The following is a 25,162-nucleotide window of genomic DNA, read 5'->3' as shown; positions in this document are numbered from 1 at the left end:
AAAAAAATAAAAAAACAAAAAGGAGAAAGTTATGAAAAGAAGATATACATTAGAAAATTTGGGATGTGCAAATTGTGCAGCAAAAATGGAAGACAAAATCAAGGAATTGGACGGAGTAAATTCTGTCACTGTGAATTTTATCACTACAAAAATGGTGTTGGATGTAGAAGATGATAAGTTTGATTCTGTGTTGGATCAAGCAAAGGACATCATCAAATCAATTGAGCCTTATGTTGAAGTGAAATAATGAATAAGGAAATAAAATTAACGATAGCTTCGGCGGTATTTTTTGTAATCGGATTTTTTATCAAACAACCATACGCAAGACTTGCGGCTTTCGCTGTGAGTTATCTGATTGTAGGAATTCCAGTAATAAAGTTAGCGTTTTTGAATTTGAAAAACGGTCAGTTATTTGACGAACATTTCCTGATGATGATTGCAACTTTGGGTGCGTTTTTCGTTGGAGAATACGCCGAAGGTGTTGCTGTTATGCTTTTTTATCAAATCGGGGAGATTTTCCAAGACAAGGCCGTTGGGAAATCTCGTGATTCTATCAAGGAATTGATGGACATTGCACCGACTTTTGCGAATTTGAAAACGGAAGATGGTTACGATAAGGTGGATCCTTACGATGTGAATGTTGGAGATATTATCGTAGTCAAACCAGGAGAGAAAGTTCCGTTGGACTGCGTGGTAGTAGATGGAAGCTCCATGGTTGACACGAAGGCGTTGACTGGAGAAAGTGTTCCAATTACTGTCGCAAAAGGCGAGGAACTATTGTCGGGATACATCGTGATGGACAAGGTTTTGAATGCGAAAGTTACGAAGGATTTTGAAAACTCTGCAGTGACGAAGATTTTGGATTTGGTTGAAAATGCATCCAGCCAAAAAAGTAAACAAGAAAAATTCATCACGAAATTTGCAAGAGTATACACTCCTGTTGTAGTATTGGTCGCAGCAGCGCTTGCGATATTGATGCCTTTGATATTGAAACAACCTTTCCAAACATGGTTGTATCGTTCATTGACATTCCTTGTAATTTCGTGCCCTTGCGCACTTGTAATTAGTATTCCGTTGAGCTTTTTCTCAGGAATCGGTGCGAGCAGCAAGGCAGGGATTTTGGTTAAAGGAAGTAACTACATCGAAAAGCTTGCAGAAACAGACACTGTTGTTATGGATAAAACTGGAACATTGACACAAGGTGTGTTCAAAGTTGTAGAAGCAAAATCATTTGATATTTCAGATGAAGAAATGCTAAAATACGTTGCGAGTGCTGAGAAATCATCCAACCATCCAATCGCACAATCGATCATTGATTATTATGGGGACAAAGAATATTTGAACTTGGAATCTGCAGAAAATATCGCAGGCCAAGGGATACAAGCTGTGATAAATGGCAAACATATCCTAGCAGGAAATGCTAAGCTTTTAAAAGATATTGAATTTGAACCGATAAATACTACAGACACTGTTGTATACGTTGCGATAGATGGAAAATTTGCGGGATATATCAGAATCGCCGACGAAGTCAAACAAGACAGCGCCCAAGCGATAACTGATATGAAAAATGTCGGAATCGAAAAAACTTACATGCTAACTGGTGATGGAGAATCTGTAGCCAAATCAGTAGCAGAAAATCTTAAAATTGACGAATACAAATCCAAGCTACTTCCACAAGATAAGGTTGAAATTGTAAAGAAATTGATAGAAAAAGGAAGAAAAGTTGCATTCGTAGGAGATGGAATCAACGATGCACCAGTGCTTGCACTCAGTGATGTCGGAATTTCCATGGGGCAAATCGGAAGCGATGCGGCAATCGAAGCGAGTGATGTCGTAATCATGACAGACGAGCCAACGAAAATCGCACAAGCAATTAAAATTTCCAAGAAAACACTCAAAATCGCAAAACAAAACGCGTATTTTGCAATCGGTGTGAAAATAATCGTGCTAATATTATCGGCGCTTGGACTTACAAATATGTGGGCTGCAATCTTTGCAGACGTCGGAGTTACAGTGCTTGCTATTTTGAATTCATTCAGAGCGATGAGGGTTAGTTGAGTAAAATTGAAATCTCATTTATACTAATCGTAAAGGAGATGATGAAATGAAAATAGTAGGCTATGTGTTTTTGGGAGTATTTGCTGTAGCACTCATTTATGGAATTTATTCGATATCGAAAATATTGGCAATCGCCAAGGTTAGAAAAAACGTAAACTCAGAAAAAGTGTGGCAAACTATCTCGCAAAACAATCGCCAACCAGTAGCGTTAGATAGAATCTTGATGAGAAAAAACAACAGAAAATTTACCAAAAAAGAACTAGAAATGATATTAAAAAGAATATCTACTTGTAGAAAATGCATCCTTGTAGGACTATTAGCGTTGATACTTGCAATTGTGTTTATAGCGATAGGGTAATGACAAAAATAGCGTCAGAGTAAAATCTGACGCATTTTTTAATCCAATCAAAAATCAAATAAAATATCGTGATGACCAATATCCAATAAAATAATCATCTCATTATTTTCGTAATACCAAATAATTCGGATATCCATATTTACAGAAGATTCCCGCAAGCCATTACTACCTTGAATTTTCTTCGTTCTTAAAGATGGGTGAGTTGGATTATCTATAAAGAATGAAAGTTTTTTCTTTGTTTGCTTTTTTTCGATATCAGATAATTTTTTGTAGTGTTTTTTAAATGATTTTGTGTAAGTTATTTTATAGCTCATTATTTGTCCAACTCTTCAAAAAGAGAATCAATATTGTCAAAAACAGGTTGGTCGCCATTTTCAATCGAAACTTTTAGTTCTTTAACGGATTTTTTTAAATTTTCAATCACACATTCTGGATATACAGCTACAGGGACGAAAATAATCTTGCCATCTTCTTCCATAACTTCGAATTGGTCACCTTGATTCAAATCAAGAGAATTCACAATATCTTTTGGAATTGTCACTTGCGACTTTGCTTTAAGTTCAACTAACATATTATCACCTCTCAAGTTAGAATTTCCTACTTTCTAACTTAATTGTAATATCTTCTATTTGAACTGTCAATAAAAATAGCGTCAGATTTTATTCTGACGCATTTTTTAATCCAATAAATGTGAGCGTTTCAACACTGGACGTACTGCCATGTACAAAATATTTGCAACGATAACAGTCACAACAGCATTGAAGAAAGTTACACCGGCGCTGATTTTCGCCAACGCAGATGCTATTTGTTGTGGTTGACCCAAGACATATAATTTATAAAAATAACCTACAAATGGATCAGCGAACACGTTGAACAACATCCCTGCACATGAAGCGATAACAGCCCACTTCAAAATGTATTTGTTGTCGTTAGATTCGTTGATTTTCTTGGATTTGTGAGCGATTGCTCCCACAATCAAACCAATACACAACTTCAACACGAAAGTCTTCGGAGCGACCATTATATACACAGGATCCATGATATCTGCGATAGTCATTCCGATAGCACCAGCAAGTCCACCGTAAAGTCCGCCAAGTAAAAGCGCTGCCAAAACCAAGAACACATTACCAAAATGGATTGATGTAAAATCTCCACCCGGAACAGGCACCTTGATTTGCAAATAAGTGAACGTGATGAAACATAAAGCAGCAAGCACTGCACATTGAACAAGCTTGTGAGTTTTTCTGTCCAAATAAACCCCTCCTCAAAATATTTATAATTAAAGTGTATGGCTAATGGCAAAGTTTGTCAATTAACTTATGATATAAAGATTTCTCATTAAATGTTATTGACAAGAAAAAAATTTAACTGTAAAATAATAATCGTTATCACAGATAATGATTATTATTTTTACTCGGAGGGAGATATTATGCAATTAGATAAGAAAAAAATAATGGCGCTATTTCTTACAGGAATTATGACGACAAGTATGATTCCTGTTGGAAGTTTAGCAAATAACGAAAATGACTTTAGTAAGAGCAAGTTTGAGCAGAATTTGAATGAGAAAACAACTAAAAATAAACCAGATGCTGTTTCAAACTCTACTAATAAGGAAGACAAGTCGCAGGATGGCAATGAAAATCCATCTACACATGAAGACAATCATACAGAAAAAGTTAATGAAAAAACAATAACTGTAGATGAATTATTTAAAGGACAAAAAGGAACTAAAGAAGATCCTTATAAAATTAGTGATAAAGATCAGCTTATTAAATTTGCCTATAGTTTATCAAAAACACAAGATTACAAAGATAAGTATGTTGAGCTTTCAAGTGACATTGAATTAAATAATGATTGGGTTCCTGTAGGATTGGGAGAATACGCTTTTAATGGTCATTTTGATGGTAAAAATCATAAAATAAATGGATTAAAAATTGGAAGCAAAGATAATTTGCACAAAGATCCATCAGAAAAAGATAAAAAAATTGTTTTTTATGGATTATTTGGAGTGCTAGGAGCTAATAGCTACATAGAAAATTTAAAAATAGATGTTGATTTTAATTTAATATCAGATAGTGCGCTTTATGTTGGCGCATTAGCAGGATATGCTAATGGTTCAACTATTAATAACATAGAAGTTACTGGTAAATTAATTGGAAAAACTACTCATCCAAAGACAAATATTTTTGTAGGGGGAGTTATTTCAAATGGAATTAGACAAAAAATAGTAAATTCAAAAAGCGATATTGATATAAGAGTAGAATCTGATGGAGGGCTTGCTGAAGGTGGAGGAATCATGGCTCTTTCTAACAGGGGTCTTGTTTTTAATTGCTATTCTAAAGGTAAAATATCAGCAAATGCAAATAGAGTTACAAAAGAAGGAAGCACTGCTTTAGGTGGAATTTGTGGTGTAAATGCAGGAACTATTTCAAACTGCTATTCTACAAATGATATTATTAGCGATTGTTACACTGGTTTTATCGGAGCGATAACAGGATGGGTAACTGGAATTGGATTAACTTTCCAAAGCTATTATGATAAGGATTCTGTCCTAATTACTGATAATGCTACTAAGAATAAAAACATTATAAAACCTTCTGTTCCTATTGGATGGATGGTTAAAGGTAGTGGTGTAAGCGACGAAGGAATGGCATATGAAGGTAGTGTTAGTATGGATTTAAAGGGAATGACAAAGTCAGAAATGTCGAGTAGTCTTGCTAATATACTAAATTCTAATCTTAAGAAATCTAGAATCAATTTAAAAAAAGGAAGCCGTTCAAAAGATTACTGGAAAAAAGATGAAAATCTAGCTGAAAATATTTTCGAATGGACAAACTCATCAGATTTTCCTGTTTTTTCTGACAAAAAGACATTGGTGGTTTATGATATAAATACAGAAAAGCTTATAAAACAACTTCAAATGAATTCTAAAGAAGGAATAAATGAAGGTGATTTTTACGGAAGAAGTAAAGATAAATCATTAGTTGTAAAAGTTAAATTCGATAAAAAAGGTGATATCATAGACATTAAGACTCTTGAAGGAAGAGTTACAAAAGAAGAAATTGATAAAATAATTAATAAAAAAGAAAAAATATCTGATATCAAAAACAATAAATTAAAAGAGGCTTTATTAAAAGCGGTAGAAAAATCAAAGATAAATGATATAACAGACTATTCAAAGCTAAATTATAATATATTTGAAAAAGGTAAAGGAACTAAAGATGATCCATTTATAATAGATAATGAAAATCAATTTCTAGATTTTGCTAGGTCAGTTAATGAAGAGGAAAACTATGCTGATAAATACGTAAAATTAAATAGAGATATTAAACTTACAAAAGAATGGATAGTGGTAGGATCTCAAGGTAAACACCCATTTAAAGGGGATTTTAACGGGAACAATCATACTATTTCAAATATGAAGATTGGTTCAGAAAAAACACCTCGCCAATACAGATTTGCGGCTCTTTTTGCAGTAATAGATGGAGGAAAGGTTTATAATTTAAACATTAAAGATTTTGAAATATATAATACAATTTTATCTGAAGATAGAGTATTTGTAGGAGCTGTTGCAGGTGGAATACAAAATGGCGCTTTTATTGATAATGTAAATGTTAACGGAAAAATACATTCAAAATCTATGAGAACGCAACAATATATAGGAGCAATTGCAGGGCAATCATTGAAGTCTAGTATAATAAACTCATCTGCAGAAATTCAAATTGATGCAAAAGGAGAATCGAAAGATATTTATGCTGGGGGACTTGTTGGAATTAATGCATTTGGAGCGCTATTTAACAGTTATTCAAAAGGCAATATAACAGCAGATAGTTTATTAAATAAAGTATCTATAGGTGGGTTGTGCGGATACCAATCAGGCGTTATTTTTAACAATTACTCTAGTGTAAACCTAAATTCAACTTCTCCTACAACTGATGTTGGGGAACTAGCAGGAAGGTCTACAGGAACAGGAAAAAATTTCGATAATTTTTACAGCAAGAATTCCTTAGTAAAAATAACAGGAAAATCTAAAAAAACAAAAAATGGATTTGGAGTTGTAGTGAAGAACTCTATAGTTGAAAATTCAAGGGCTATCGACGAGTTGAATGATTCAGATTATTTAAAAAAATTAAACGAGAATTTATCAACCGCAAACTATAGAAAAGCTCTTGATTTTGTTAAAGCCGATAACAAAAATAATATAAAACTAAGAAAATGGAAATTAAAAGAAAACTCTAAAAATTTCGAAAATCCAAATGTCAGCCAAAGTAATAGTTCAAAAACAACTAAAAATATCAACAGAATATCTGGGGAAAATAGAGAACTAACAGCTATTGAAGTATCAAAAGAAACTTACCCTAATGGTACAGATACAGTTATTATAGCTAATAGAGAAACTTTTTCTGATACAATTTCAGCATCTCCTTTAGCCAAAAATGAAAGAGCAGCTATATTATACACATCCAAAGATGAAATTTCAAAAGATACATTAAATGAAATTAAAAGGTTAAAGGCTAAGAATGTTATTATAATAGGCGGAGAAAATTCTATTAAAGTAGAAGTATTAGACAAGTTAAAGAATAATAAATATTCTGTAACTAGAATAGCTGGTAAAGACAGATATAAAACAAGCTTAAAAATTGCAGAAAAAGTTATCCATAAGTCAAATTCTAATAAATTGCAAATAGCAAGTGGAGAACACTTTGCAGATGCATTGGCAATAACCAATTTATCTAACCGAGATAATACACCAATATTACTTGTAGCAAAAGATACGATTGATTCTGAAGTTATAAAACTATTAAGTAAATTAAAATTGGAAAAAATAAACGTAGCTGGAGGAGAAAAATCAATCTCAAATAAAACTTTTAATGATATAAAAACTATTACTAAATCAAAAGTTGAAAGAATTGCGGGAGATAATCGCTACGAAACAAGTTTTAAAATTGCAAAATTGATGAACAAATCAGATAAATTTATAATAGCAAGTGGAGAAAACTTTGCAGATAGTTTAGTGTCAGCTCCATACGCAGATAAAGAAAATGCGGTATTAGTATTAAGTGCAAAAGACGAACTATCATCAGAAATTAAAGAATATCTGACAAAAAATGAATCAATGATAACTATAATAGGTGGAGAAAAATCAGTATCAAAACAGGTTGAAGAACAACTTAATAAATAAATCAAAAAAACCAGCGTTATTTTAAAAAACGCTGGTTTTAAATTCTACACATCAATGTAGTCGCTATACACAGGATACAAATTGTACTTTGCCAAGTCGCGTTCTACTTGGTCGACTGTTCGTGTGTCGTTGATCAAAAATTGTTCATCGCCTTTATCTTTTTCATCATTACGTCTTCCGATTCCTGTGTCGACGCTTGCGGAGATTTTGGTAGCTCCCATTAAGAGTGACAAGTTACGAAATTGGTTGGATTCTCTAGTTGAGATTGTGATTTGCGCGAATGGCAAGAAGATTCTGGTTGCGATTATAAATTGCATTAATTTTGTTTCGGGAACTTCTTTTATGTTCAAATCTTCTTCGTTTTTCGTCGGCCTGATTCGTGGAAATGATATGCTGATTTCTGCGTGTGGATATTTTTTTTGCAGTAAATTTGCGTGCATTCCCAAACAAAAACAGTCTTCAATTCCATCGGAAAGTCCGAACAATGCGCCGAATCCTACGCCTCGAATTCCTCCCATGATTGCACGTTCTTGTGTGTCTAATCTATATGGAAAACAAGATTTGTGTCCTGTTGGGTGATAGAATTTGTAGTTTGTGGGGTTGTATGTTTCTTGGAAAGCTGTAACGAAATCACACCCTGCTTCGTGAAGTTTATTGTAATCTTCAACATTTGTAGGATACACTTCAACGCCAACTACACGGAAATATTTCTTAGCCAATTTGACGGCATCACATATATAATCCACCGAGGAGTATTTTTGCGATTCACCTGTTAGAATCAAAACGTCTTCGATTTTTTCTCGTCTCATTTGTTTCATTTCCGATTCTATTTCATCCATGGTAAGTTTCGCACGGACGATATCTGATTTCGCTCTAAATCCACAGTATTTGCAACTGTTTTCGCAATAATTTGCGATGTAAAGTGGGCTGAACAAGTACACGTTGTTTCCAAAATATTGTAGTCTGAGTTTTTGTGAGATTTCTCCCAATTCTTCTATAAAATCAATTGCAGCATCACTCAACATATTGTAATAATCAAAATGATCCAACGCTTCGTTGTTTTTTATTTTCCCCAAAGTTCTTCTAACATCATCAGCCGTTACATTTACAGATTTTACTTCATTTAATTTTTCAGATAATTTATCGTAAATGTCCGAATGAATGTCTTGCATATTGCTAAAATATTTGAATTCTTCCATTTGTCGCCTACTTGAAGAAATCTCTGAGTGGAGATGAAGGGTCAGCACCTGTTTCCAAAACTCTGCCTGGTTTTGCGATGTGAGCTAGTCTTCCTGCTTTGATTGCTAGTGCGAAAGCTTCTGCCATTTTGTTGATGTCGCCGCTTGTAGCGATGGCAGTGTTCGCCATGATTGCACTTGCGCCCATTTCCATAGCTTCACACGCTTGTGATGGTTTGCCGATTCCTGCATCCACAATCACTGGCAAATCAATTTCGTTGATGATGATTTGGATGAAATCTTTGGTTGCAAGTCCCTTGTTGGATCCAATCGGAGAGCCCAATGGCATGATGCAACTTGCACCAGCTTCTTTCAAATCTCTCGCAAAGTTCAAATCTGGATACATATAAGGCATAACGACGAATCCTTCGTCCGCCAAAACTTTCGTAGCTTTCAACGTTTCAACGTTGTCTGGAAGTAAGTACTTACTGTCACGCATTATTTCTATTTTCACGAAATTGCCGCAGCCCATTTCTCGCGCAAGTCTTGCAATTCTAATAGCTTCGTCTGCGTTTCTCGCTCCAGATGTGTTCGGAATTATCGTCACATTTTCTGGGATAAAGTTCAAAATATTTTTCGTATCGTCTGTATTTGCACGTCTAAGTGCCACAGTAATCATCTCGCAGCCTGCAGATTCCACGCAAGCTTTGATAAGGTTAGGGTCGTATTTTCCAGATCCGAGTATAAATCTTGAGTCAAAAGATTTGCCACCCAAAATTAATTTATCTTCCATTATTTTCCTCCAATAACCAATTAAGTGCGATTATAGCTTGTGTGCTTGCCGCCATCATCACGTTTGGATAGTACAAACCGATGTCGGTCTTCGTTTCAAAATCGCCACAAACTACAATGTTGTTCATTTTTTTAATTTTCATATCTAATTTTTTCACGCCGCCAATTCCAGACACCGATATTAGTTTTTTGTCAGTTCCGATAAAATGCTCCAACACCAATGACTTTGCGTATTCGTCATCGAACGCTTCCAGCACGATATCGTAGCCTTCGGTCAATTCGTCGATGTTGTTTACTGTGATTTTGATATTTTCAACAGAAATATTTGCAAATGGCAAAAAATCATCACAAATTTCCTTGAACGCATCGACCTTGTACTTGCCGACATCTGTTGGTCTGTAGATTTGCCTGTTCAAATTGGAATATTCAACTGTGTCGTAGTCCACTATTTTGATGGTGCCAATGCCTGATTTTGCAAGTAAAAAGCATGAATTGGTACCCAAACCACCACAGCCAAGGATTAGAATTTTGGATTTTCTGAAAATGTCTGTGTGTTCGGGGATTTGTCTTTTAAAAATATCCTGCATTTTAACCTCCTCCAACAAATGAAAACACCTCTATTTCGTCGTTATCAGTGACGATAAAATTATCGTAGTCGATTTTTTTGACGAGGTTTTTGTTCACTTCGCAAACCGTTAACTCCACATTAAAGTTCAAATCTTCAAGAACTTTTCTCAAAGAAGAATTTTCTTCGAATGGATATTTGACAGAATTTACAGTAATCATATTTCACCCCCTAAAAAAAATAACACGAAGGAAACCTACACCCGCGGTGGTGTACCCCTTCGTGTTAAACACTCTGTGATTATTATAGCACATTAATTTGAATTTTCAAAAAATTATCCGAGAAATTTGTCACACAAATTTTCAAATTTGCCATATCAATTTGATTATTAAAAAAGAATAAAGGGTATACAATTTACAGTAAAACAAAAGGAGGAATGTTATGAAATTATATTACGCACCAGGCACATGCGCTGTTGCTTGTTGGATTGCTTTGGAATGGGCGAAAGCAGATTACGAAGTAGAAAAGGTACAACTTGGAACAGATGAATACAGAAAAATCAATCCGTTGGGAGCAGTTCCAGCGCTAGATATCGGAGAAGGTGTTGTGAGAAGCGAATTAGCTGCAATTCTTCGCTACGTTTTGAACAAATACCCTGAAAAAGATTTGGGAGCAGATGAAAGTCCTGAAGATAAGTTCCGATTTGATGAAATAATGGCTTTTATGACTGGAGATTTCCATCCAGCATTTGAAGCGTTGTTCGTACCAGCTGGCTTGACAACATCAACTGACGAAGCAGAGATTGATAAAATCAAACAAAAATCATTTGAAACTATCGACAAAATGATGACTCATTTGGATAGGTTGATTGGAGAAGGCGATCACGTTTACAAAAACAAGAAAACAGTGTTGGATGCTTACGTTTATATTCTTACTCGTTGGAGTGAAATGACTCCAAAATCTTGGAAAGAATATCCAAATATCAAGAGAGTTTCGGAAGCTTTCGAAAAGGACGAAGTTGTACAAGAAATCGTGAAAAAATCTAAAGAATAAAAATATTGTATCGGTGTAGATTTGTCTGCACCGTTTTTTTATTTAAACATATTATAGTGATATAATATAGATAATAAATTATAAGGGGTTTTTGAATATGAATGATGAATGCCTGTTGTGCGGGAAACCGTTAGAATATTTGGACGAATCGGTTGAAATGGAGTGTGCAATCTGTCACAAAAAAGAACTCAGCAATACGAGATGTGTAGATGGTCACTTCGTGTGTAACGAATGTCACACAGATGGAATGGATGTGATTTGGGGGATTTGCAAGAATTCTACATCGAAAAATCCAATCGAAATTATGGATCAAATGATGGACGAATCTTTTTGTCATATGCACGGCCCAGAACATCACATTATGGTCGGCGCGGCGCTTTTGACAGCGTTCAAAAATGCTGGCGGAGATATTAATTTGAACAAAAGTTTGAAGGAAATGAGAACTCGTGGCAAACAAGTGCCTGGTGGAACTTGTGGTTTTTGGGGAGCTTGTGGTGCTGGAATTAGTGCAGGGATTTTTATGTCAATTGTCACAGGATCATCTCCACTTGCGAAGAATACTTGGGGAATGGCGAACAAAATGACTTCCAAAGCGTTGAAATCTATAGGAGAAGTCGGCGGCCCTCGTTGTTGCAAGAGAGATTCCTACATATCAATACTAGATGCAATACAATTTGCCAATGAAAACTTGGGAGTTGAGATGGAATCTAGTGACATTGTGTGTAAATGGTCCAAGCATAACAACCAATGTATAGGATTGCGTTGTCCATTTTTCGATAGAAATCACATTAATAATTAGGTAACAAGGAGAAATTATGTATTCGAAAGTAAACACGTGTTGTTTGGAAGGATTGAACGGGTATGTCGTGGAATGCGAATGCGACCTTGCGAACGGTCTGCGTTCGTTTAACATTGTAGGTCTTCCCGACACTTCTATAAAAGAATCCAAGGAAAGAGTGCGCTCAGCGATTGAAAACACTGGAATCAGATTTCCTGTGAAACGTATCACGATTAATTTGGCACCTGCAAATTTGAGAAAAGAAGGATCTCAGCTAGATCTTGCGATTGCGATGGCTATTTTGCAATCAATGGGAGTTGTGGAAGATTTTTCAGATAAATGGGCGTTTATCGGAGAACTATCATTGGACGGAAGATTGAATCCAGTAAATGGATCGTTGTGCATGGTGTTGTCACTGAAAGATTTGGGATACGAAAGAGTTTACATACCAAAACAAAACGCACAAGAATGCAGTATGGTCAAAGGAATAGAGAAGGTTTGTGTGGAAAGCTTAGATGAAATCATCAGGATTTTGAATGGCGAACAAGAAACTAAAGTTCTGGATGATATTGACATCATGCAGCAAGAAATACAATACGACGTTGATTTTTCGGATATAAAAGGACAGAAATTTCTCAAAAGAGCGATGGAAATATCTGCGGCGGGATTTCATAATTTGTTGATGATTGGGCCACCAGGAAGCGGCAAAACAATGTCAGCAATGAGACTCAGCACGATTTTGCCGGACATGAGCTTCGATGAAATAATGGAAACCACGAAAATTTACTCCGTAGCAGGATTACTCGGAGAAAAAAACATCGTGACCACAAGACCATTTCGTTCGCCTCACCACACCGCAAGTCAAGTCAGCCTTATAGGTGGTGGACGTGTGCCAAAACCAGGGGAAATCAGCCTCGCTCACAATGGAGCATTGTTCTTGGACGAACTTCCAGAATTTTCCAAATCGACAATAGAAGTGTTGCGCCAACCACTTGAAACGAAAAACATAACCATAACAAGAGTCAACGCGTCCTTGTCATATCCTGCAAATTTCCTATTTGTAGCAGGAATGAATCCCTGTCCGTGTGGTTACTTCGGCGATCCTAACCACGAATGCACTTGTTCACAAAATCAAATTGCAAACTATCTGAACAAAGTCAGCCGTCCGATACTCGATAGAATTGACATCCATGTCGAAGTTTCGCCAGTAAAATTGGACGAACTCACAACAGATGAGAAATGCGACACTTCAGAACAAATCAAAAAACGTGTACAAGCAGCACGAGAAATCCAAAAACAACGCTTCGAAAAAGAAAACATCACAACCAACGCACAAATGAACACCCGACAAATTAGAAAATACTGCAAATTAAACGACGAACTAAACTCCATCATACAGTTGGCATTCGATAAATATAAATTCTCCGCCCGATCATTCGACAAAATCCTCAAAATATCGCGCACAATCGCTGATTTGGACGGAAAAGAAAACATCGAAGCCAAACATTTGATGGAAGCCATTAGATATAGGACAGTGGATCAGAAATACTGGGGGTAGTGGTTTGTGTAGAAATGATACCCAAAGTGATACCCAGAAAGACAAAAATGATACCCAAAGTGATACCCAAAAGGGCAAAAATGATACCCAAAATGATACCCAAACACGACTTATTGACAATGTATCAAAAGTATTTTGTAACATTACGACATTTTAGCAACAATTAATTTAGCATAAGTGGAGAAAAACATGGCTGATTTGACAAAAAAAGATGATGAATCTCTTAAAAACATATTAATTAGAAGCAACAGAATAGAAAATATCCCAAAATCTCAAGGTGATATCTACTTATGTGAATGTACTTTGGCACATACAACAAAAATAGAAAAAGTTGAGGAGGTAGAAGCTTCCTTGAAAATGGGAGACAAAATGATTTTTTATCGCGAATTGGAAGATTCATCAGACCATTTTGCGATTCGAGTCGAAACAGTTAATAAAATAAAGCTTGGATATATTCCGCGACAAAACAACATTGTTATTGCGAGACTCATGGATGCGGGCAAAATGATTTATGGAGAATTATCTGCCAAAAAATTAAGGGGAAGATGGATGATGATGAATGTTAAAATATTTCTTCACGAAATTTAGGAGTAAATTATGTACTATAATAACGAAATAATTCAAGGAAATATTCACGTTTTTGACAGTTATGATATGGATATTTCACCGACAAAAGACTAACTATTAAAAGTCAATAGGTGAAATGATAAAAATATAAAAATTAATATTGATAAAAACTGAATAAAAATAAGCATGAAAAAAGATCCTAAAATTTATGAATTTAAAAATAGGGTTAGCATGGTTTTTAACTTTAAAATTGTGATTTTTCAAAAATTAATTTGCAATAAGACAAAAACTAACTTTGTATTTGGTAAGGTTCATTTTTAGTTAAAACAGCAAAAATAGTATGACAAAGCTTTCTAGCAACAGCATTAGTAGCAACTAGATGATGTTTACCTTCACTAATTTTCTTCTGATAATAAGCAGAAAAAACAGAGTCATTAAATTCTGCAATTAAAGCAGCTTGAAATAAAGCACGTCTAAGGTAAGGAGAACCTCTTTTACTCATATGATTATGAATAGACTCATAATCACCAGATTGCGATACACTAGCATCAATACCAGAATAAGCAACTAGCTTAGAAGGATTGGAAAATCTACTAATATCACCAATCTCACCAAGAATAGTAGCACCATTAACTGGACCAATTCCAGGAATTGTAGTAATAGGTGAATTAATTTTTTTTAATAACTCCTCAATCTCTTTATCAATATCAGAAACCTGATTTTGAATAAAAGAAATTTGTTGAATAAGCATCTTAATCTGAAGAGAAAAAGAGTCAAGAGAAAAATTAATGCCAAAAGAAGTAGAAGCTTTTCTAGAAAGCTCATCAATCTTCCTAGAAGCATAATTTTTCCTAGAAACAGACTCAAGAAAAGCACTCAAATCATCAGAAGAAATATTTTCAAAATCAGATGGAGACGAAAAAGTTTCAAGAATTTGTTTAGAAGTTTTACCGAAAATATCGCTAAAAGAAGAAGCATATTCAGGAAAAACTTGATCTAAAAGAGCAATAGTTTTTCTTTTAAGATCTCCAATAGAAGAAATCAAGTAAGATCTAAACCTAGAAAGATTTCTTAGAGACATAAAATCTTCGCTCAAAAGAGAAGATTCAACAAAGTCACCATAGCGTAGAAGATCTGCAATTAAAAGAGAATCGATAATATCAGTTTTTCTTTTTCTAATTTCTATACCTTGTCGCCAACCATCAGTTTGAATAGGATTAATAACACGAACAGTAAAGTTGTTTTTGACAAGATATGAGTAAATAGAAAGCCAATAATGACCAGTAGCCTCCATGCCAACTTCGAGTTCATTTTTGAAATTGCTCAGCTTAGAAATTAAGCTTTCGGCACCCTTAACAGAGTTAGAGAAGGAAAAAGCCTTAAAAACCACTTTTTTCTTATCATCAATTAATGAAGCTACATGAGTATTTTTACCAATATCAATACCTAAATAAAACATTTGATACCTCAAAATAAAAATTTTAGATAGAACCTTCTAAATCTAATAACGTTACTGCCTTATGGGAGATACGAAGTACTGAGAATCAGTCAACATCTAACTTATACGTAAACAGTTAAAAGATTAGAGGACTCACTCTTTCAAGTACGAGATTAAATCTCAAGGAGACAACGAGTACACTCTATCTAATAACAATATTATACAGTAAAACTGAATAATACTTAGTTGAAAAAGGATTATAGGTTACCTTTAACAACCTAAATACATTATATAAGGAGACAATTGCTTTTTAATAGTTCATCATTTTACAGACAAATCAATAATCGACAAATTAGCAAAAAACTTATTACAAAATGGATATAAATATTTCAATATTTTTGGAGAACAGGCTCTTTTGTGGAAAAATGCTATAAACAATCTGTCTAATGATGATTCGATTAGAATTGAATCTAGCAAAGTTGCAAGAATTGAAATGGCGTATAATCTTTGTATGATGTCAAAGCTACATCCAAATCGCACCAATCTTATCATTTCGAATGACGAGTATTTTACAGAATATCTCGTAGAAGATGTGAATGATATATCAAGCGGCAACTCCCGATTTACAGTCGACGATTGGGCAAAATTCAGAGCGGGTTTTGAATTTATTTACAATGGAAAAGATGCCATCGTAAGTGTCTGTGAAGGAGTAATTCTGGGATACCTTGGAGAAGAAGTTGAATACGATACAATTATGGAAGCTTTTATGGATAAGATTTTCGATGGAAAAAGCCTCAATCAAATATATGGAAAAGAAATTTAATAACCAACCAAAAAATCTCCCGAAACATTCGGGAGATTTTCACATTATATCATTAAATTTTATAATCTTTGTGAAGTCTTAATATTTCGACAAGCATACCGTCACGATATTTTGCAAGAGTTTCGTGAGTGTTGCCTATGTCCGCTGGTCTATTTTTGATTGCTTCGTGAACTCCGTCGACTGTTTTCTTCTTGATGTCGTCTGTGAATTTCGTCCATGTAGCAGCATCTTCTAGCCAAGTTTCCATTGAAGGGCCGATATGGTCGAGTAAACCTTGAAGTCCATGTTCACCGCCGCCTAGTTCAAATATTTGTCCTGGACCCATAATTGCCCAGCGAATTGCAGGGCCAAATGTCAACGCAGTTTCGCAATCTTCCATGCTAACGACACCTTTATCCACCAAATCCATCATCTCACGCATAACCACAGCTTGAAGCCTGTTTGCTATAAAACCTGGAACTTCATTTCTGATGATAATAGGTTTTTTGCCCAATCTAGTGAATAATTCACGAAGAGCGTTCGCAGTTTCTGGGTCAGATTTTTCTCCTTGTGAAATCTCAATCAGTGGAATCAAATGAGGTGGGTTGTAAGGGTGCGCTCCGAAAATTCTTTCGGGACGCTCAGCATCTTCTGCGATTTTAGTCACTAGTAGTCCCGATGTTGCTGAACACAAAACAGCGTCAGGCTTTGCGTATTTTTCGAAAACCTTCACGAATTCCTTCTTAACATCGTAATTTTCAGGAATACATTCTTCCACAATATCTGCAAATTCAATCGCTTCTTGTTCGTTCGTAGTATAGCTGATTCTTGATAAAATCGTTTCCTTATCCTCCGCAACGACCTTCTTCTCAATCAACTCGTCCACGTATTTTTCTATAATCTTCTTAGTTTTCTCTTCACTTTCCAAACTTCTGTTGTAACTAATAACATCCATCTTGCCCATCGCAAAAAGTAGCGTAAACGATGAACCAATCACGCCACCGCCAATTACACAGGCTTTTTCAAAATTCTTCGCCATAAAATCCTCCTTTTGTAAAATAAGATATTTGCAATAACTTTCAATACATATATACCCAAACAAAGTCCACAAAACACACAAAGAGTAGCTCGCATAAGCTACTCCCATAATTACTCTGCTATTTTCAAATTATATGCCTTCACAAACATCCACACAATTCCAACGCCTAGAATAATGTGACCGATGCCAGAAGTTCCATCGATTGCCGCACGCACATTTACATCCGCTCCATCACAAACCTTATAAATTAAATTTTTCTTATCTTCATTCAAATTATAAAAAGTTTGCTTCGTCATTTAACCACTCCTCAAATAAAATGACATTCTGTCACAATTAAAATATATGTGACACAGTGTCATTGGTCAAGAGAAATTTTCTGTGAAATGTTCCTATATGTTCCTATATGGTTTTAACGGGTTCTAAATATGTTATAATGTAATATTGAAATACTTTAGTTTTTTACGGAAAAACTAAAAAATTTAAATAAAACTAAAAAGTGTATTAAAAGGTGATTTAAAATGAGCGAAAACATATTGTTAGAAGCAATGACAGACGATGTTTCGATAGATATAACACAGGAAGCAAACTTTATATGGTCGATAGCAAACAAACTTAGAGGAGTTTACATGCCCGACAAATACGGCGATGTAATAATTCCAATGACAGTTATAAGAAGGTTTGAATGTGTGCTTGAAAAGACAAAAGATGCTGTTGTTGAAAAATACAATGACAATAAATCATATCCAGAACGTGCTATGTACAGAATTTCTGGAAAGCCATTTTATAACACATCTCGTTTCACACTCAAAGAGTTGTGCAACGATCCAGATAATATTCAATCCAATTTTATTGAATACATTGAATCATTCTCATCAAACGTATTAGATATTTTGAATCAACTTGAAATCAAAACACATATCAAAAAAATGAACAAAGAAAACTGCTTGTTTGCAGTTGTGAAAGAATTTTCCGAACTTGATTTGTCAGAAGAAACATTCAATTCAATAAAAATGGGATATATTTTTGAAAATTTAATAGGAAGATTTTACCAAAACGTAGATGCTGGTCAGTATTACACAGGTCGTGACATAATCAAAATGATGGTATACGTAATCACAGCAGAAGGCTGCGACGATATTTACGATGAAGGAAAAGTAATTACAATAGCAGATCAAGCCGCAGGAACTTCTGGAATGCTTACCACAGCATACAACCATTTGCACAATCTCAATCCAAAAGCAGACATCAGATTATTTGGACAAGAAATAATGGGACAATCTTATGCGGTGGGACTTGCAGAAATGCTAATCAAAGGACAAGATGCACGAAACTTCAAACACGCCGATACATTCAAGGAAGACTGTTTTGAAGATACCAAAATGAGATTTGTGCTTGAAAATCCACCATTTGGAATGAGCTGGGGCGGCAAGGATGCAAAAGCAGGACAAGAACAAGCAGTATTGGAAAATCACAAAAGAGGTAATGACTCCAGATGGCCTGCGGGGCTTCCATCAAGTGGGGATGCACAACTTTTATTCATGCAATCAGCAATAGACAAAATGGACGATGAACACGGACGAGCAGCCATAATCACCAATGGATCACCATTGTTCAACGGAGGAGTGTCCTCTGGTGAAAGCCAAATCAGAAGATGGTTACTTGAAAATGATTTGATAGAAGCAATCATAGCCATGCCAACAGAATTATTCTACAATACAGGGATTTCAACGTATGTGTGGATATTATCCAAGAACAAAAGACAAAAGAGAATTGGCAAAATTCAACTAATAGATGCAACAGAAATTTATCACACATTAAGAAAATCACTAGGCAACAAAAGAAAAGAATTCACAGCAGAAGATCGCAAAACCATCACCAAACTATACTCTGATTTCGTAGAAAATGACAAATCCAAAATCTACGACAATGAAGAATTCATCTACAGAGAATACACAGTGATGCAACCACTTCAAAGGTCTTATGCAATAAATAACGAGAGAATCGAAAACTTGGAAACATCAGGCAAACTCAACAGCTTCTACGACAAAACAAAACATGATCAAATATTAGAAAAACAAGAAACATCTGAAAAATTAACCAAAACTGAGAAAAATAACCTTAAAAAATACACAGAAAACGAAAAAACATACAACAAAATATTTGAAATACTAAAAGAAAACATAACAGACAAGAAATACATGTCAGTAGATGAATTTGAACCGGTAGTAAATGATTTATTATCAGAATTGTCACTTAACAAGACTGTGTTCAACAATATTATCGATGGACTTTCTGAAATGGACAAGGAAGCGGATATTCAAACGGATAAAAAAGGAAATGTAATCTACGATAAAGACACCAAAGACACAGAAATAGTAAATGTCAGAGAAAACATAGACGACTACATGAAAAGAGAAGTTCTACCACACATTCCAGATGCAAAGTCCTTCTTTGAAGAAGATGTAACCTTGAAGAATCCTAAAATAAAAACAGGTGCAGAAATTCCATTCACTAGATATTTCTACAAATACGAAGCTCCACGCCCATCAGAAGAACTCGCCCAAGAATTCTTGGAATTAGAAGACATGGTAAATCAAAAAGTCAAGGAACTTTTTGGGGGAGAAATCAATGACTAGGAAAATGAAAGACTCTGGTATTGAATGGATAGGTGAAATACCTGAGGATTGGGAAATAGTTAAATTAAAACATTTGGCATTAGACAGGCAAGCGGGTGTTTGGGGAAAAGACGAAAGCCAAGATAATTTAACAAACAACAAAATTTGCATTCGAATCGCTGATTTTGATTATCCCAGAATGACTATAAGGAAAGACAGAGAATTTACCTTAAGAAATTATACCGATAATGAAATTTCAAAATGTTCCTTACAAAAAGGCGATATTCTCATAGAAAAATCTGGTGGTGGCGAAAAAACGCCTGTAGGAAGAACAATTATATGGAATGAAGATTTTCAAGCACTATATGCAAACTTCATTGAGAGGCTTCGTGTAGATAAAAAGCAAATTCTCCCAATGTTTGCACAATTTTGCTTTTTTGCTTTTTATGGAATAGGTGTTTCAAACTTATATTTCAATCAAACAACAGGAATTCAAAACCTAAATATTACTGGAATGATGAATGATTTAAGATTACCAACACCTGATTTATCTACTCAAATTAAAATAGTTGATATTTTAGATAGAAAAAGAAATCAAATTGAAATCATAAAGTCTGCAATAATAAAAGAAATCCAAACTTTAGAAGACTACAAAAAATCTCTAATTACAGAGGCTGTAACAAAGGGCTTGGACAAAAATGTTGAGATGAAAGACTCTGGAATTGAATGGATTGGAGAAATTCCTAAACATTGGAAAATAAATAAAATTGGAAGAATTTGTAATGTTATTACAGATTTCGTTGCAAGTGGTAGTTTTGCATCAATAGCAAAAAATGTGACATATCTCAATAATGAAGACTATGCGATGCTAGTACGAACAGTAGATTTATCTAACAAAAGAGAAAGTGTAAATAGAATATATATTAATAAAAACTCATATGAATTTCTAAGAAATTCCAATTTAATTGGTGGAGAAATAGTTTTGCCGAATATTGGAGCATCAATAGGTGATGTTTATATAGTACCAAAACTATATAAAAGAATGAGTCTTGCACCAAACTCAATAATGATAAAAACAAAATATGTAGATAAATATTATTATTATTGTTTCTCCAGCAAGTACGGAAAAATTCTTCTTCAAAACCTTTCGATAAGCTCGGCACAACCTAAGTTTAATAAAACAGAGCTAAGAAATATTAAAATGATGCAACCACCAATAAAAGAACAGAAATCAATTGTCGCTTATTTAGATGAAAAATGCAAACTAATTGACGACTCAATATCACTCAAAAAAAAGCAACTAGAGACACTAGAAGAATATAAGAAATCACTTATTTACGAGTATGTAACGGGAAAGAAGGAGGTAAAAGATGGCGAAGAAACCTAATATTTTTAATGAAAGATATGAATTTCAACAAGAGTTTGTTGAACATTTAGTAAATGAAAACAAATTTATCGAGAGAACAAACAAAGATTTCGACAGGACATATGCCATGGATACTGACCTTCTTTTCGAGTTTTTGTATAATACACAAAAAGATGTAATGCAGGATTTGGAGAATATATACAAGTCTGAATTGAGGGAGACTCTTGTCAATCATATTAATTCGGAGATTACTAAAAAGGGTAGTTCGTTGATTGATGTGTTGAAAAACGGGGTTGAGATTTCTAATAGGAAAATCGAGTTGATGTACACTAAGCCTGCGACTGATTTTAATCGTGATTTGAATGAAAAATATGAGAATAATATTTTTTCTGTAATGCAAGAGGTGTATGCAACGGCTGATGAGAGAGTCGACTTGGTTATATTTTTGAATGGGTTGGCGATTATTGCTATTGAATTGAAAAGCGAGTTTTCAGGTCAGACGTATCACAATGCTATCAGACAATTTCGAACAGAACGTGATCCAAAATCAAGGCTTTTCTTGTGGAAGGCTGGATGTTTTGTAATGTTTGCGATGGATACTTCGGAAGTTATGATGACTACGAAGCTAGACGGTCAGTCTACTTTCTTCTTACCTTTTAACAAGGGAAAGGGAGAAGGCGTGTACACTGGAGCAGGCAATCCACAATACGAGGATAAGCTTTCTGTGTCGTATATGTGGGAAGAAATTCTTACCAAGGATTCTATTATCGAACTTATCAAAAAGTTTATATTTATTGAGAGAAAATCAGAATTTGACGAGGACAAGAATATTACAAGAATCAAAGAAACTGTGATTTTCCCGAGATTTCACCAATTGGATTTGATTCGTAAAATATTGGAAGATGTTCATCACAACAAGACAAGGCTCAATTATTTGGTGCAACACTCCGCAGGATCTGGCAAGACGAATTCTATTGCTTGGCTTGCTCATAGGTTGGTGTCACTTCACGATGAAGATAATAATGTGATTTACGATACTATTATTATCGTTACTGACAGGGTTGTTGTTGATAGACAATTGCAAAAAGCTGTGGTCAGCTTGGAGCATGCTAATGGTTTGATTAGGATAATGGACGACAAGTGTACGTCTCATGATTTGAAATTGGCGTTGGAAGGCAATACGAAAATTGTCGCTACGACTATTCAAAAGTTTCCATATATTGTGGATGAATTAAATAATTTGAAGAATAAGAATTTTGCGGTGATTATTGACGAGGCTCATTCGTCAACTTCAGGAAAAAATATGCAGGCTGTGTCGATGTCTTTGGGTTCAGATGATTGTGAATTTGAGGATGATGCAGATATGATTGAACACGAGGTTAAAAAGTCGGGCAAGCAATCTAATGTTTCGATGTTTGCTTTTACTGCAACGCCTAAGCCTACTACGCTTAGGATGTTTGGCAGGTTGAATAAGTACGGAAATTACGAAGCGTTCCATTATTATTCGATGAAGCAAGCAATAGAGGAAGGATTCATCCTCGATGTTTTGCAAAACTACACTACTTACAAGACGATGTACAGGATTAACAAGGAGATTGAAGAAGATCCAGAGCTTCAAACTTCGAAGGCAAAACGTCAGATTGCAAGATTTATCGATTTGCACGATACTAATATTACTCAAAAGGTTGAGATAATTATTGAGCATTTCAGAAATAATGTTATGAGTGAGTTGGGCGGTCAAGCGAAGGCGATGGTTGTAACTTCATCGAGAGAAGCTGCGGTAAAATACTCACAAGCATTTGAGGAATACGTCAATAAAAAAGGCTACAAAGGAATCAATGCGTTGGTTGCTTTTTCTGGAAAAGTAAATGTTGGTGATGAGGAGAAAACTTATACTGAAACTGGAATTAATAATATCAGAGAAGAGGAAGTTCCTTATGCTTTTGATTCTGATGATTATAACATTATGATTGTAGCTAACAAATATCAGACAGGATTTGACCAAAAGAAATTGAGTGCGATGTATGTGATTAAATCTTTAAGAGGTGTCAACGCTGTGCAGACTTTGTCCAGACTTAACAGGGTGTGTCCACCGTTTGATAAGAAAGTGTTCGTGCTTGATTTTACCAATGATTATTCGGATATTAAAGATGCATTTGCACCTTTTTACACGACTACTTTATTGGCGAGCGATATTTCAGCTAATAAAATTCACGATATTTTGATAAATTTGGAAGCGTATTATATTATTGATCCGCTCGATGTTGATAAGGTGAATAATCTTATTTTTAAGAAAAGAACGGGCAATATTACGATGAACGAGCAACGTTCTTTGTTGTTTTCGTTGGAAAATTCAAATAGAAGATTCAACGAACTTAAAGATGATGAAAAACGTGATTTCTTGAGTAAGATGCGTAATTTTAAAAGATTTTACGAATATTTGATTCAAGTATCGTGTTTTGAAGATGTAGAAGTGCACAAATATTATATATATATTTCGTATTTGTTGAGTATGATTAGTATTGGTGATGGTGGCGATGGTTTTGATTTGAAAGGAAAGGTCAGAGCGTCAAACTTCATTCAACAAAAAAACGAAATTCATACGAATGAAAAAATTACTCCAAAGCCAATTGTTAATTTGCCGGTAGCAGATTCGATTAGTTTGACGGAAGATAAAAAAGAAAGATTATCTGAGATTATCGAAGATATTAATGCGAAGACTGGGTCTGATTTTGATATTAGTCAAGCTACGGCAGCGGCTTTACAGGTAAGAGATATTATGTTGAAATCTGAAGAACTCAGAATGTCTGCAAAAAATAATACGCAATCTGATTTTGGTTTTTCGTATTTTTCCAATGTAGAAGATGCGCTAGTCCAAGGCTACGAAAAAAACAAGGGATTTTTCGGGTATTTGTTGGAGAATGCAGATGTGCAAAAGGAAGTTATGGGAATGTTTTTAAATGAAATATATAATAGTTTGAGAGCAGATGCCAGATAAAAATTATATAAAATTTTCTACGCCTCACCGATGATTTGCCGGTGGGGTTTTCATTTCTACAATTTCCCCGAAGAAATGTAATTTGTTAACGTTTGTGATATAATAAAAATAACTATAAATTTCCAGGAGGGAAGCAATGAGTAAAGCTAAATTTGAAAGAACAAAACCACATGTTAACATTGGTACAATAGGTCACGTTGACCACGGTAAAACAACATTAACAGCAGCCGTAACACTTGTATTAAACAAGAGAATGGGCTCAGGAGAATTCGTAGACTACGCTAACATCGACAAAGCACCAGAAGAAAGAGAAAGAGGAATCACAATCAACACTTCTCACGTAGAATACGAAACAGAAAAAAGACACTACGCACACGTAGACTGTCCAGGTCACGCTGACTACGTTAAAAACATGATCACAGGAGCAGCACAAATGGACGGAGCAATCCTAGTAGTAAGTGCAGCAGACGGTCCAATGCCACAAACAAGAGAACACATCTTGTTAGCAAGACAAGTAGGCGTACCAAAAATCGCAGTATTCTTAAACAAAGAAGACCAAGTAGATGACCCAGAACTAATCGAATTAGTTGAAATGGAAGTACGTGAATTATTAAACGAATACGAATACGATGGAGACAACACACCAATCGTAGTAGGATCAGCATTAAAAGCATTAGAAGATCCAGATGGAGAATGGGGAGACAAAATCATGAAATTGATGGAAGAAGTAGACGAATGGATCCCAGCTCCAGTAAGAGACGTTGACCACCCATTCCTAATGCCAGTAGAAGACATCTTCACAATCACAGGACGTG

23 protein-coding genes are annotated in these 25,162 nt (G+C 34.9%); 13 read left to right on the top strand and 10 right to left on the bottom strand.

The genetic code is table 11. The annotated features are described in order from the left end of the window. Positions 1-31: 31 nt before the first annotated feature. Genes ACU68U_RS02630 through ACU68U_RS02620 form a run of 3 tightly spaced genes read left to right on the top strand, consistent with a single transcriptional unit; the run spans position 32 to position 2,416 of the window. Positions 32-247: a cation transporter gene (locus ACU68U_RS02630; RefSeq protein WP_002835880.1), complete on the top strand. Its 216-nt coding sequence runs from the start codon at positions 32-34 to the stop codon at positions 245-247. Further along, complete coding sequence (locus ACU68U_RS02625) at positions 247-2,058, top strand: heavy metal translocating P-type ATPase (protein ID WP_446762688.1); 1,812 nt, start codon at positions 247-249, stop codon at positions 2,056-2,058. The genes ACU68U_RS02630 and ACU68U_RS02625 overlap by 1 nt, the downstream gene beginning before the upstream one ends. Before the next feature lie 46 nt (positions 2,059-2,104). After that, positions 2,105-2,416: a hypothetical protein gene (locus ACU68U_RS02620; RefSeq protein ID WP_446762687.1), complete on the top strand. Its 312-nt coding sequence runs from the start codon at positions 2,105-2,107 to the stop codon at positions 2,414-2,416. 47 nt (positions 2,417-2,463) lie between these two features. Here ACU68U_RS02620 and ACU68U_RS02615 read toward each other — a convergent pair whose 3' ends face one another. From ACU68U_RS02615 to ACU68U_RS02605, 3 genes are all read right to left on the bottom strand, one after another. Next, positions 2,464-2,730 carry a type II toxin-antitoxin system RelE/ParE family toxin gene (locus tag ACU68U_RS02615; RefSeq protein WP_446762686.1) on the bottom strand — a complete coding sequence of 89 codons (267 nt, stop codon included), beginning with the start codon at positions 2,728-2,730 and terminating at the stop codon, positions 2,464-2,466. After that, complete coding sequence (locus tag ACU68U_RS02610; RefSeq protein ID WP_316521617.1) at positions 2,730-2,987, bottom strand: AbrB/MazE/SpoVT family DNA-binding domain-containing protein; 258 nt, start codon at positions 2,985-2,987, stop codon at positions 2,730-2,732. The genes ACU68U_RS02615 and ACU68U_RS02610 overlap by 1 nt, the downstream gene beginning before the upstream one ends. A 105-nt stretch (positions 2,988-3,092) precedes the next feature. After that, on the bottom strand, positions 3,093-3,668 hold the full coding sequence (locus tag ACU68U_RS02605; protein WP_094206621.1) for an ECF transporter S component: 576 nt from the start codon (positions 3,666-3,668) through the stop codon (positions 3,093-3,095). 177 nt (positions 3,669-3,845) lie between these two features. On the opposite strand from ACU68U_RS02605, the gene ACU68U_RS02600 reads away from it, so the two are divergent. Further along, positions 3,846-7,598: a cell wall-binding repeat-containing protein gene (locus tag ACU68U_RS02600; RefSeq protein ID WP_446762685.1), complete on the top strand. Its 3,753-nt coding sequence runs from the start codon at positions 3,846-3,848 to the stop codon at positions 7,596-7,598. A gap of 44 nt (positions 7,599-7,642) precedes the next feature. On the opposite strand, the gene thiH is transcribed toward ACU68U_RS02600, so the two are convergent. Genes thiH through thiS form a run of 4 tightly spaced genes read right to left on the bottom strand, consistent with a single transcriptional unit; the run spans position 7,643 to position 10,354 of the window. Beyond that, positions 7,643-8,797, bottom strand: a complete 1,155-nt coding sequence (gene thiH, locus ACU68U_RS02595; protein ID WP_446762684.1) for a 2-iminoacetate synthase ThiH — start codon at positions 8,795-8,797, stop codon at positions 7,643-7,645. 7 nt (positions 8,798-8,804) lie between these two features. After that, positions 8,805-9,569 carry a thiazole synthase gene (locus ACU68U_RS02590; protein ID WP_002835870.1) on the bottom strand — a complete coding sequence of 255 codons (765 nt, stop codon included), beginning with the start codon at positions 9,567-9,569 and terminating at the stop codon, positions 8,805-8,807. After that, positions 9,559-10,155 (bottom strand): sulfur carrier protein ThiS adenylyltransferase ThiF, encoded by a 597-nt coding sequence (gene thiF, locus ACU68U_RS02585; protein WP_446762683.1) that lies wholly within the window; start codon positions 10,153-10,155, stop codon positions 9,559-9,561. The genes ACU68U_RS02590 and thiF overlap by 11 nt, the downstream gene beginning before the upstream one ends. 1 nt (position 10,156) lies before the next feature. Further along, on the bottom strand, positions 10,157-10,354 hold the full coding sequence (gene thiS, locus ACU68U_RS02580; RefSeq protein ID WP_002835868.1) for a sulfur carrier protein ThiS: 198 nt from the start codon (positions 10,352-10,354) through the stop codon (positions 10,157-10,159). A 220-nt stretch (positions 10,355-10,574) separates the two neighbouring features. Between thiS and ACU68U_RS02575 the strand changes: the two genes are divergently transcribed. The 4 genes from ACU68U_RS02575 to ACU68U_RS02560 all read left to right on the top strand — a co-directional run bounded on the left by ACU68U_RS02575 (position 10,575) and on the right by ACU68U_RS02560 (position 14,110). After that, positions 10,575-11,186: a glutathione S-transferase family protein gene (locus ACU68U_RS02575; protein WP_446762682.1), complete on the top strand. Its 612-nt coding sequence runs from the start codon at positions 10,575-10,577 to the stop codon at positions 11,184-11,186. Between the two features lie 97 nt (positions 11,187-11,283). Then, positions 11,284-11,985, top strand: coding sequence for a DUF5714 domain-containing protein (locus ACU68U_RS02570; protein ID WP_446762681.1), 702 nt, complete (start codon positions 11,284-11,286; stop codon positions 11,983-11,985). Positions 11,986-12,001: 16 nt separating this feature from the next. Then, positions 12,002-13,522: a YifB family Mg chelatase-like AAA ATPase gene (locus ACU68U_RS02565; protein ID WP_446762680.1), complete on the top strand. Its 1,521-nt coding sequence runs from the start codon at positions 12,002-12,004 to the stop codon at positions 13,520-13,522. 189 nt (positions 13,523-13,711) lie between these two features. Next, on the top strand, positions 13,712-14,110 hold the full coding sequence (locus ACU68U_RS02560; protein WP_446762679.1) for an HIRAN domain-containing protein: 399 nt from the start codon (positions 13,712-13,714) through the stop codon (positions 14,108-14,110). 268 nt (positions 14,111-14,378) lie between these two features. Here the strand turns inward: ACU68U_RS02560 and ACU68U_RS02555 are convergent, their stop codons facing one another. After that, complete coding sequence (locus ACU68U_RS02555) at positions 14,379-15,548, bottom strand: IS110 family transposase (protein ID WP_094207811.1); 1,170 nt, start codon at positions 15,546-15,548, stop codon at positions 14,379-14,381. 394 nt (positions 15,549-15,942) lie between these two features. On the opposite strand from ACU68U_RS02555, the gene ACU68U_RS02550 reads away from it, so the two are divergent. Further along, positions 15,943-16,350: a hypothetical protein gene (locus ACU68U_RS02550; RefSeq protein ID WP_446762678.1), complete on the top strand. Its 408-nt coding sequence runs from the start codon at positions 15,943-15,945 to the stop codon at positions 16,348-16,350. Positions 16,351-16,402: 52 nt separating this feature from the next. Here ACU68U_RS02550 and ACU68U_RS02545 read toward each other — a convergent pair whose 3' ends face one another. Further along, on the bottom strand, positions 16,403-17,368 hold the full coding sequence (locus tag ACU68U_RS02545) for a 3-hydroxyacyl-CoA dehydrogenase family protein (RefSeq protein WP_446762677.1): 966 nt from the start codon (positions 17,366-17,368) through the stop codon (positions 16,403-16,405). A 110-nt stretch (positions 17,369-17,478) separates the two neighbouring features. Further along, positions 17,479-17,664, bottom strand: a complete 186-nt coding sequence (locus ACU68U_RS02540; protein ID WP_446762676.1) for a DUF2871 family protein — start codon at positions 17,662-17,664, stop codon at positions 17,479-17,481. Positions 17,665-17,886: 222 nt separating this feature from the next. Here ACU68U_RS02540 and ACU68U_RS02535 point away from each other — a divergent pair, with 222 nt between their 5' ends. The 4 genes from ACU68U_RS02535 to ACU68U_RS02520 all read left to right on the top strand — a co-directional run. Further along, entirely contained in the window at positions 17,887-20,004 is a 2,118-nt protein-coding gene (locus ACU68U_RS02535) for a type I restriction-modification system subunit M (protein ID WP_446762675.1), read from the top strand. Then, positions 19,997-21,370 (top strand): restriction endonuclease subunit S, encoded by a 1,374-nt coding sequence (locus ACU68U_RS02530; protein WP_446762674.1) that lies wholly within the window; start codon positions 19,997-19,999, stop codon positions 21,368-21,370. Before ACU68U_RS02535 ends, ACU68U_RS02530 begins: the two co-directional genes overlap by 8 nt. Beyond that, the gene (locus ACU68U_RS02525) at positions 21,354-24,347 is read left to right on the top strand and encodes a type I restriction endonuclease subunit R (RefSeq protein ID WP_446762673.1); all 2,994 of its coding nucleotides are present in this window, start codon (positions 21,354-21,356) and stop codon (positions 24,345-24,347) included. Before ACU68U_RS02530 ends, ACU68U_RS02525 begins: the two co-directional genes overlap by 17 nt. A 136-nt stretch (positions 24,348-24,483) precedes the next feature. Continuing rightward, positions 24,484-25,162: GTP-binding protein (locus ACU68U_RS02520; RefSeq protein WP_446762672.1), on the top strand; the 679-nt coding region annotated here is incomplete at its 3' end.

The organism is Finegoldia sp. P3-F-LR (genome assembly GCF_052932165.1).
Note: the sequence above shows the minus strand (reverse complement) of the source record. Positions and strands in the feature narration are given on the sequence as shown.

Bases quoted from the DNA above. Each gene is read 5' to 3' on its own strand.
- thiH (WP_446762684.1), bottom strand. From the start codon at position 8,797: ATGGAAGAATTCAAATATTTTAGCAATATGCAAGACATTCATTCGGAC.
- ACU68U_RS02560 (WP_446762679.1), top strand. From the start codon at position 13,712: ATGGCTGATTTGACAAAAAAAGATGATGAATCTCTTAAAAACATATTA.
- ACU68U_RS02545 (WP_446762677.1), bottom strand. From the start codon at position 17,368: ATGGCGAAGAATTTTGAAAAAGCCTGTGTAATTGGCGGTGGCGTGATT.
- ACU68U_RS02525 (WP_446762673.1), top strand. From the start codon at position 21,354: ATGGCGAAGAAACCTAATATTTTTAATGAAAGATATGAATTTCAACAA.
- ACU68U_RS02530 (WP_446762674.1), top strand. From the start codon at position 19,997: ATGACTAGGAAAATGAAAGACTCTGGTATTGAATGGATAGGTGAAATA.
- ACU68U_RS02615 (WP_446762686.1), bottom strand. From the start codon at position 2,730: ATGAGCTATAAAATAACTTACACAAAATCATTTAAAAAACACTACAAA.
- ACU68U_RS02620 (WP_446762687.1), top strand. From the start codon at position 2,105: ATGAAAATAGTAGGCTATGTGTTTTTGGGAGTATTTGCTGTAGCACTC.
- ACU68U_RS02590 (WP_002835870.1), bottom strand. From the start codon at position 9,569: ATGGAAGATAAATTAATTTTGGGTGGCAAATCTTTTGACTCAAGATTT.
- ACU68U_RS02610 (WP_316521617.1), bottom strand. From the start codon at position 2,987: ATGTTAGTTGAACTTAAAGCAAAGTCGCAAGTGACAATTCCAAAAGAT.
- thiF (WP_446762683.1), bottom strand. From the start codon at position 10,155: ATGCAGGATATTTTTAAAAGACAAATCCCCGAACACACAGACATTTTC.
- ACU68U_RS02570 (WP_446762681.1), top strand. From the start codon at position 11,284: ATGAATGATGAATGCCTGTTGTGCGGGAAACCGTTAGAATATTTGGAC.
- ACU68U_RS02565 (WP_446762680.1), top strand. From the start codon at position 12,002: ATGTATTCGAAAGTAAACACGTGTTGTTTGGAAGGATTGAACGGGTAT.
- ACU68U_RS02630 (WP_002835880.1), top strand. From the start codon at position 32: ATGAAAAGAAGATATACATTAGAAAATTTGGGATGTGCAAATTGTGCA.
- ACU68U_RS02535 (WP_446762675.1), top strand. From the start codon at position 17,887: ATGAGCGAAAACATATTGTTAGAAGCAATGACAGACGATGTTTCGATA.
- ACU68U_RS02555 (WP_094207811.1), bottom strand. From the start codon at position 15,548: ATGTTTTATTTAGGTATTGATATTGGTAAAAATACTCATGTAGCTTCA.
- thiS (WP_002835868.1), bottom strand. From the start codon at position 10,354: ATGATTACTGTAAATTCTGTCAAATATCCATTCGAAGAAAATTCTTCT.
- ACU68U_RS02600 (WP_446762685.1), top strand. From the start codon at position 3,846: ATGCAATTAGATAAGAAAAAAATAATGGCGCTATTTCTTACAGGAATT.
- ACU68U_RS02575 (WP_446762682.1), top strand. From the start codon at position 10,575: ATGAAATTATATTACGCACCAGGCACATGCGCTGTTGCTTGTTGGATT.
- ACU68U_RS02540 (WP_446762676.1), bottom strand. From the start codon at position 17,664: ATGACGAAGCAAACTTTTTATAATTTGAATGAAGATAAGAAAAATTTA.
- ACU68U_RS02625 (WP_446762688.1), top strand. From the start codon at position 247: ATGAATAAGGAAATAAAATTAACGATAGCTTCGGCGGTATTTTTTGTA.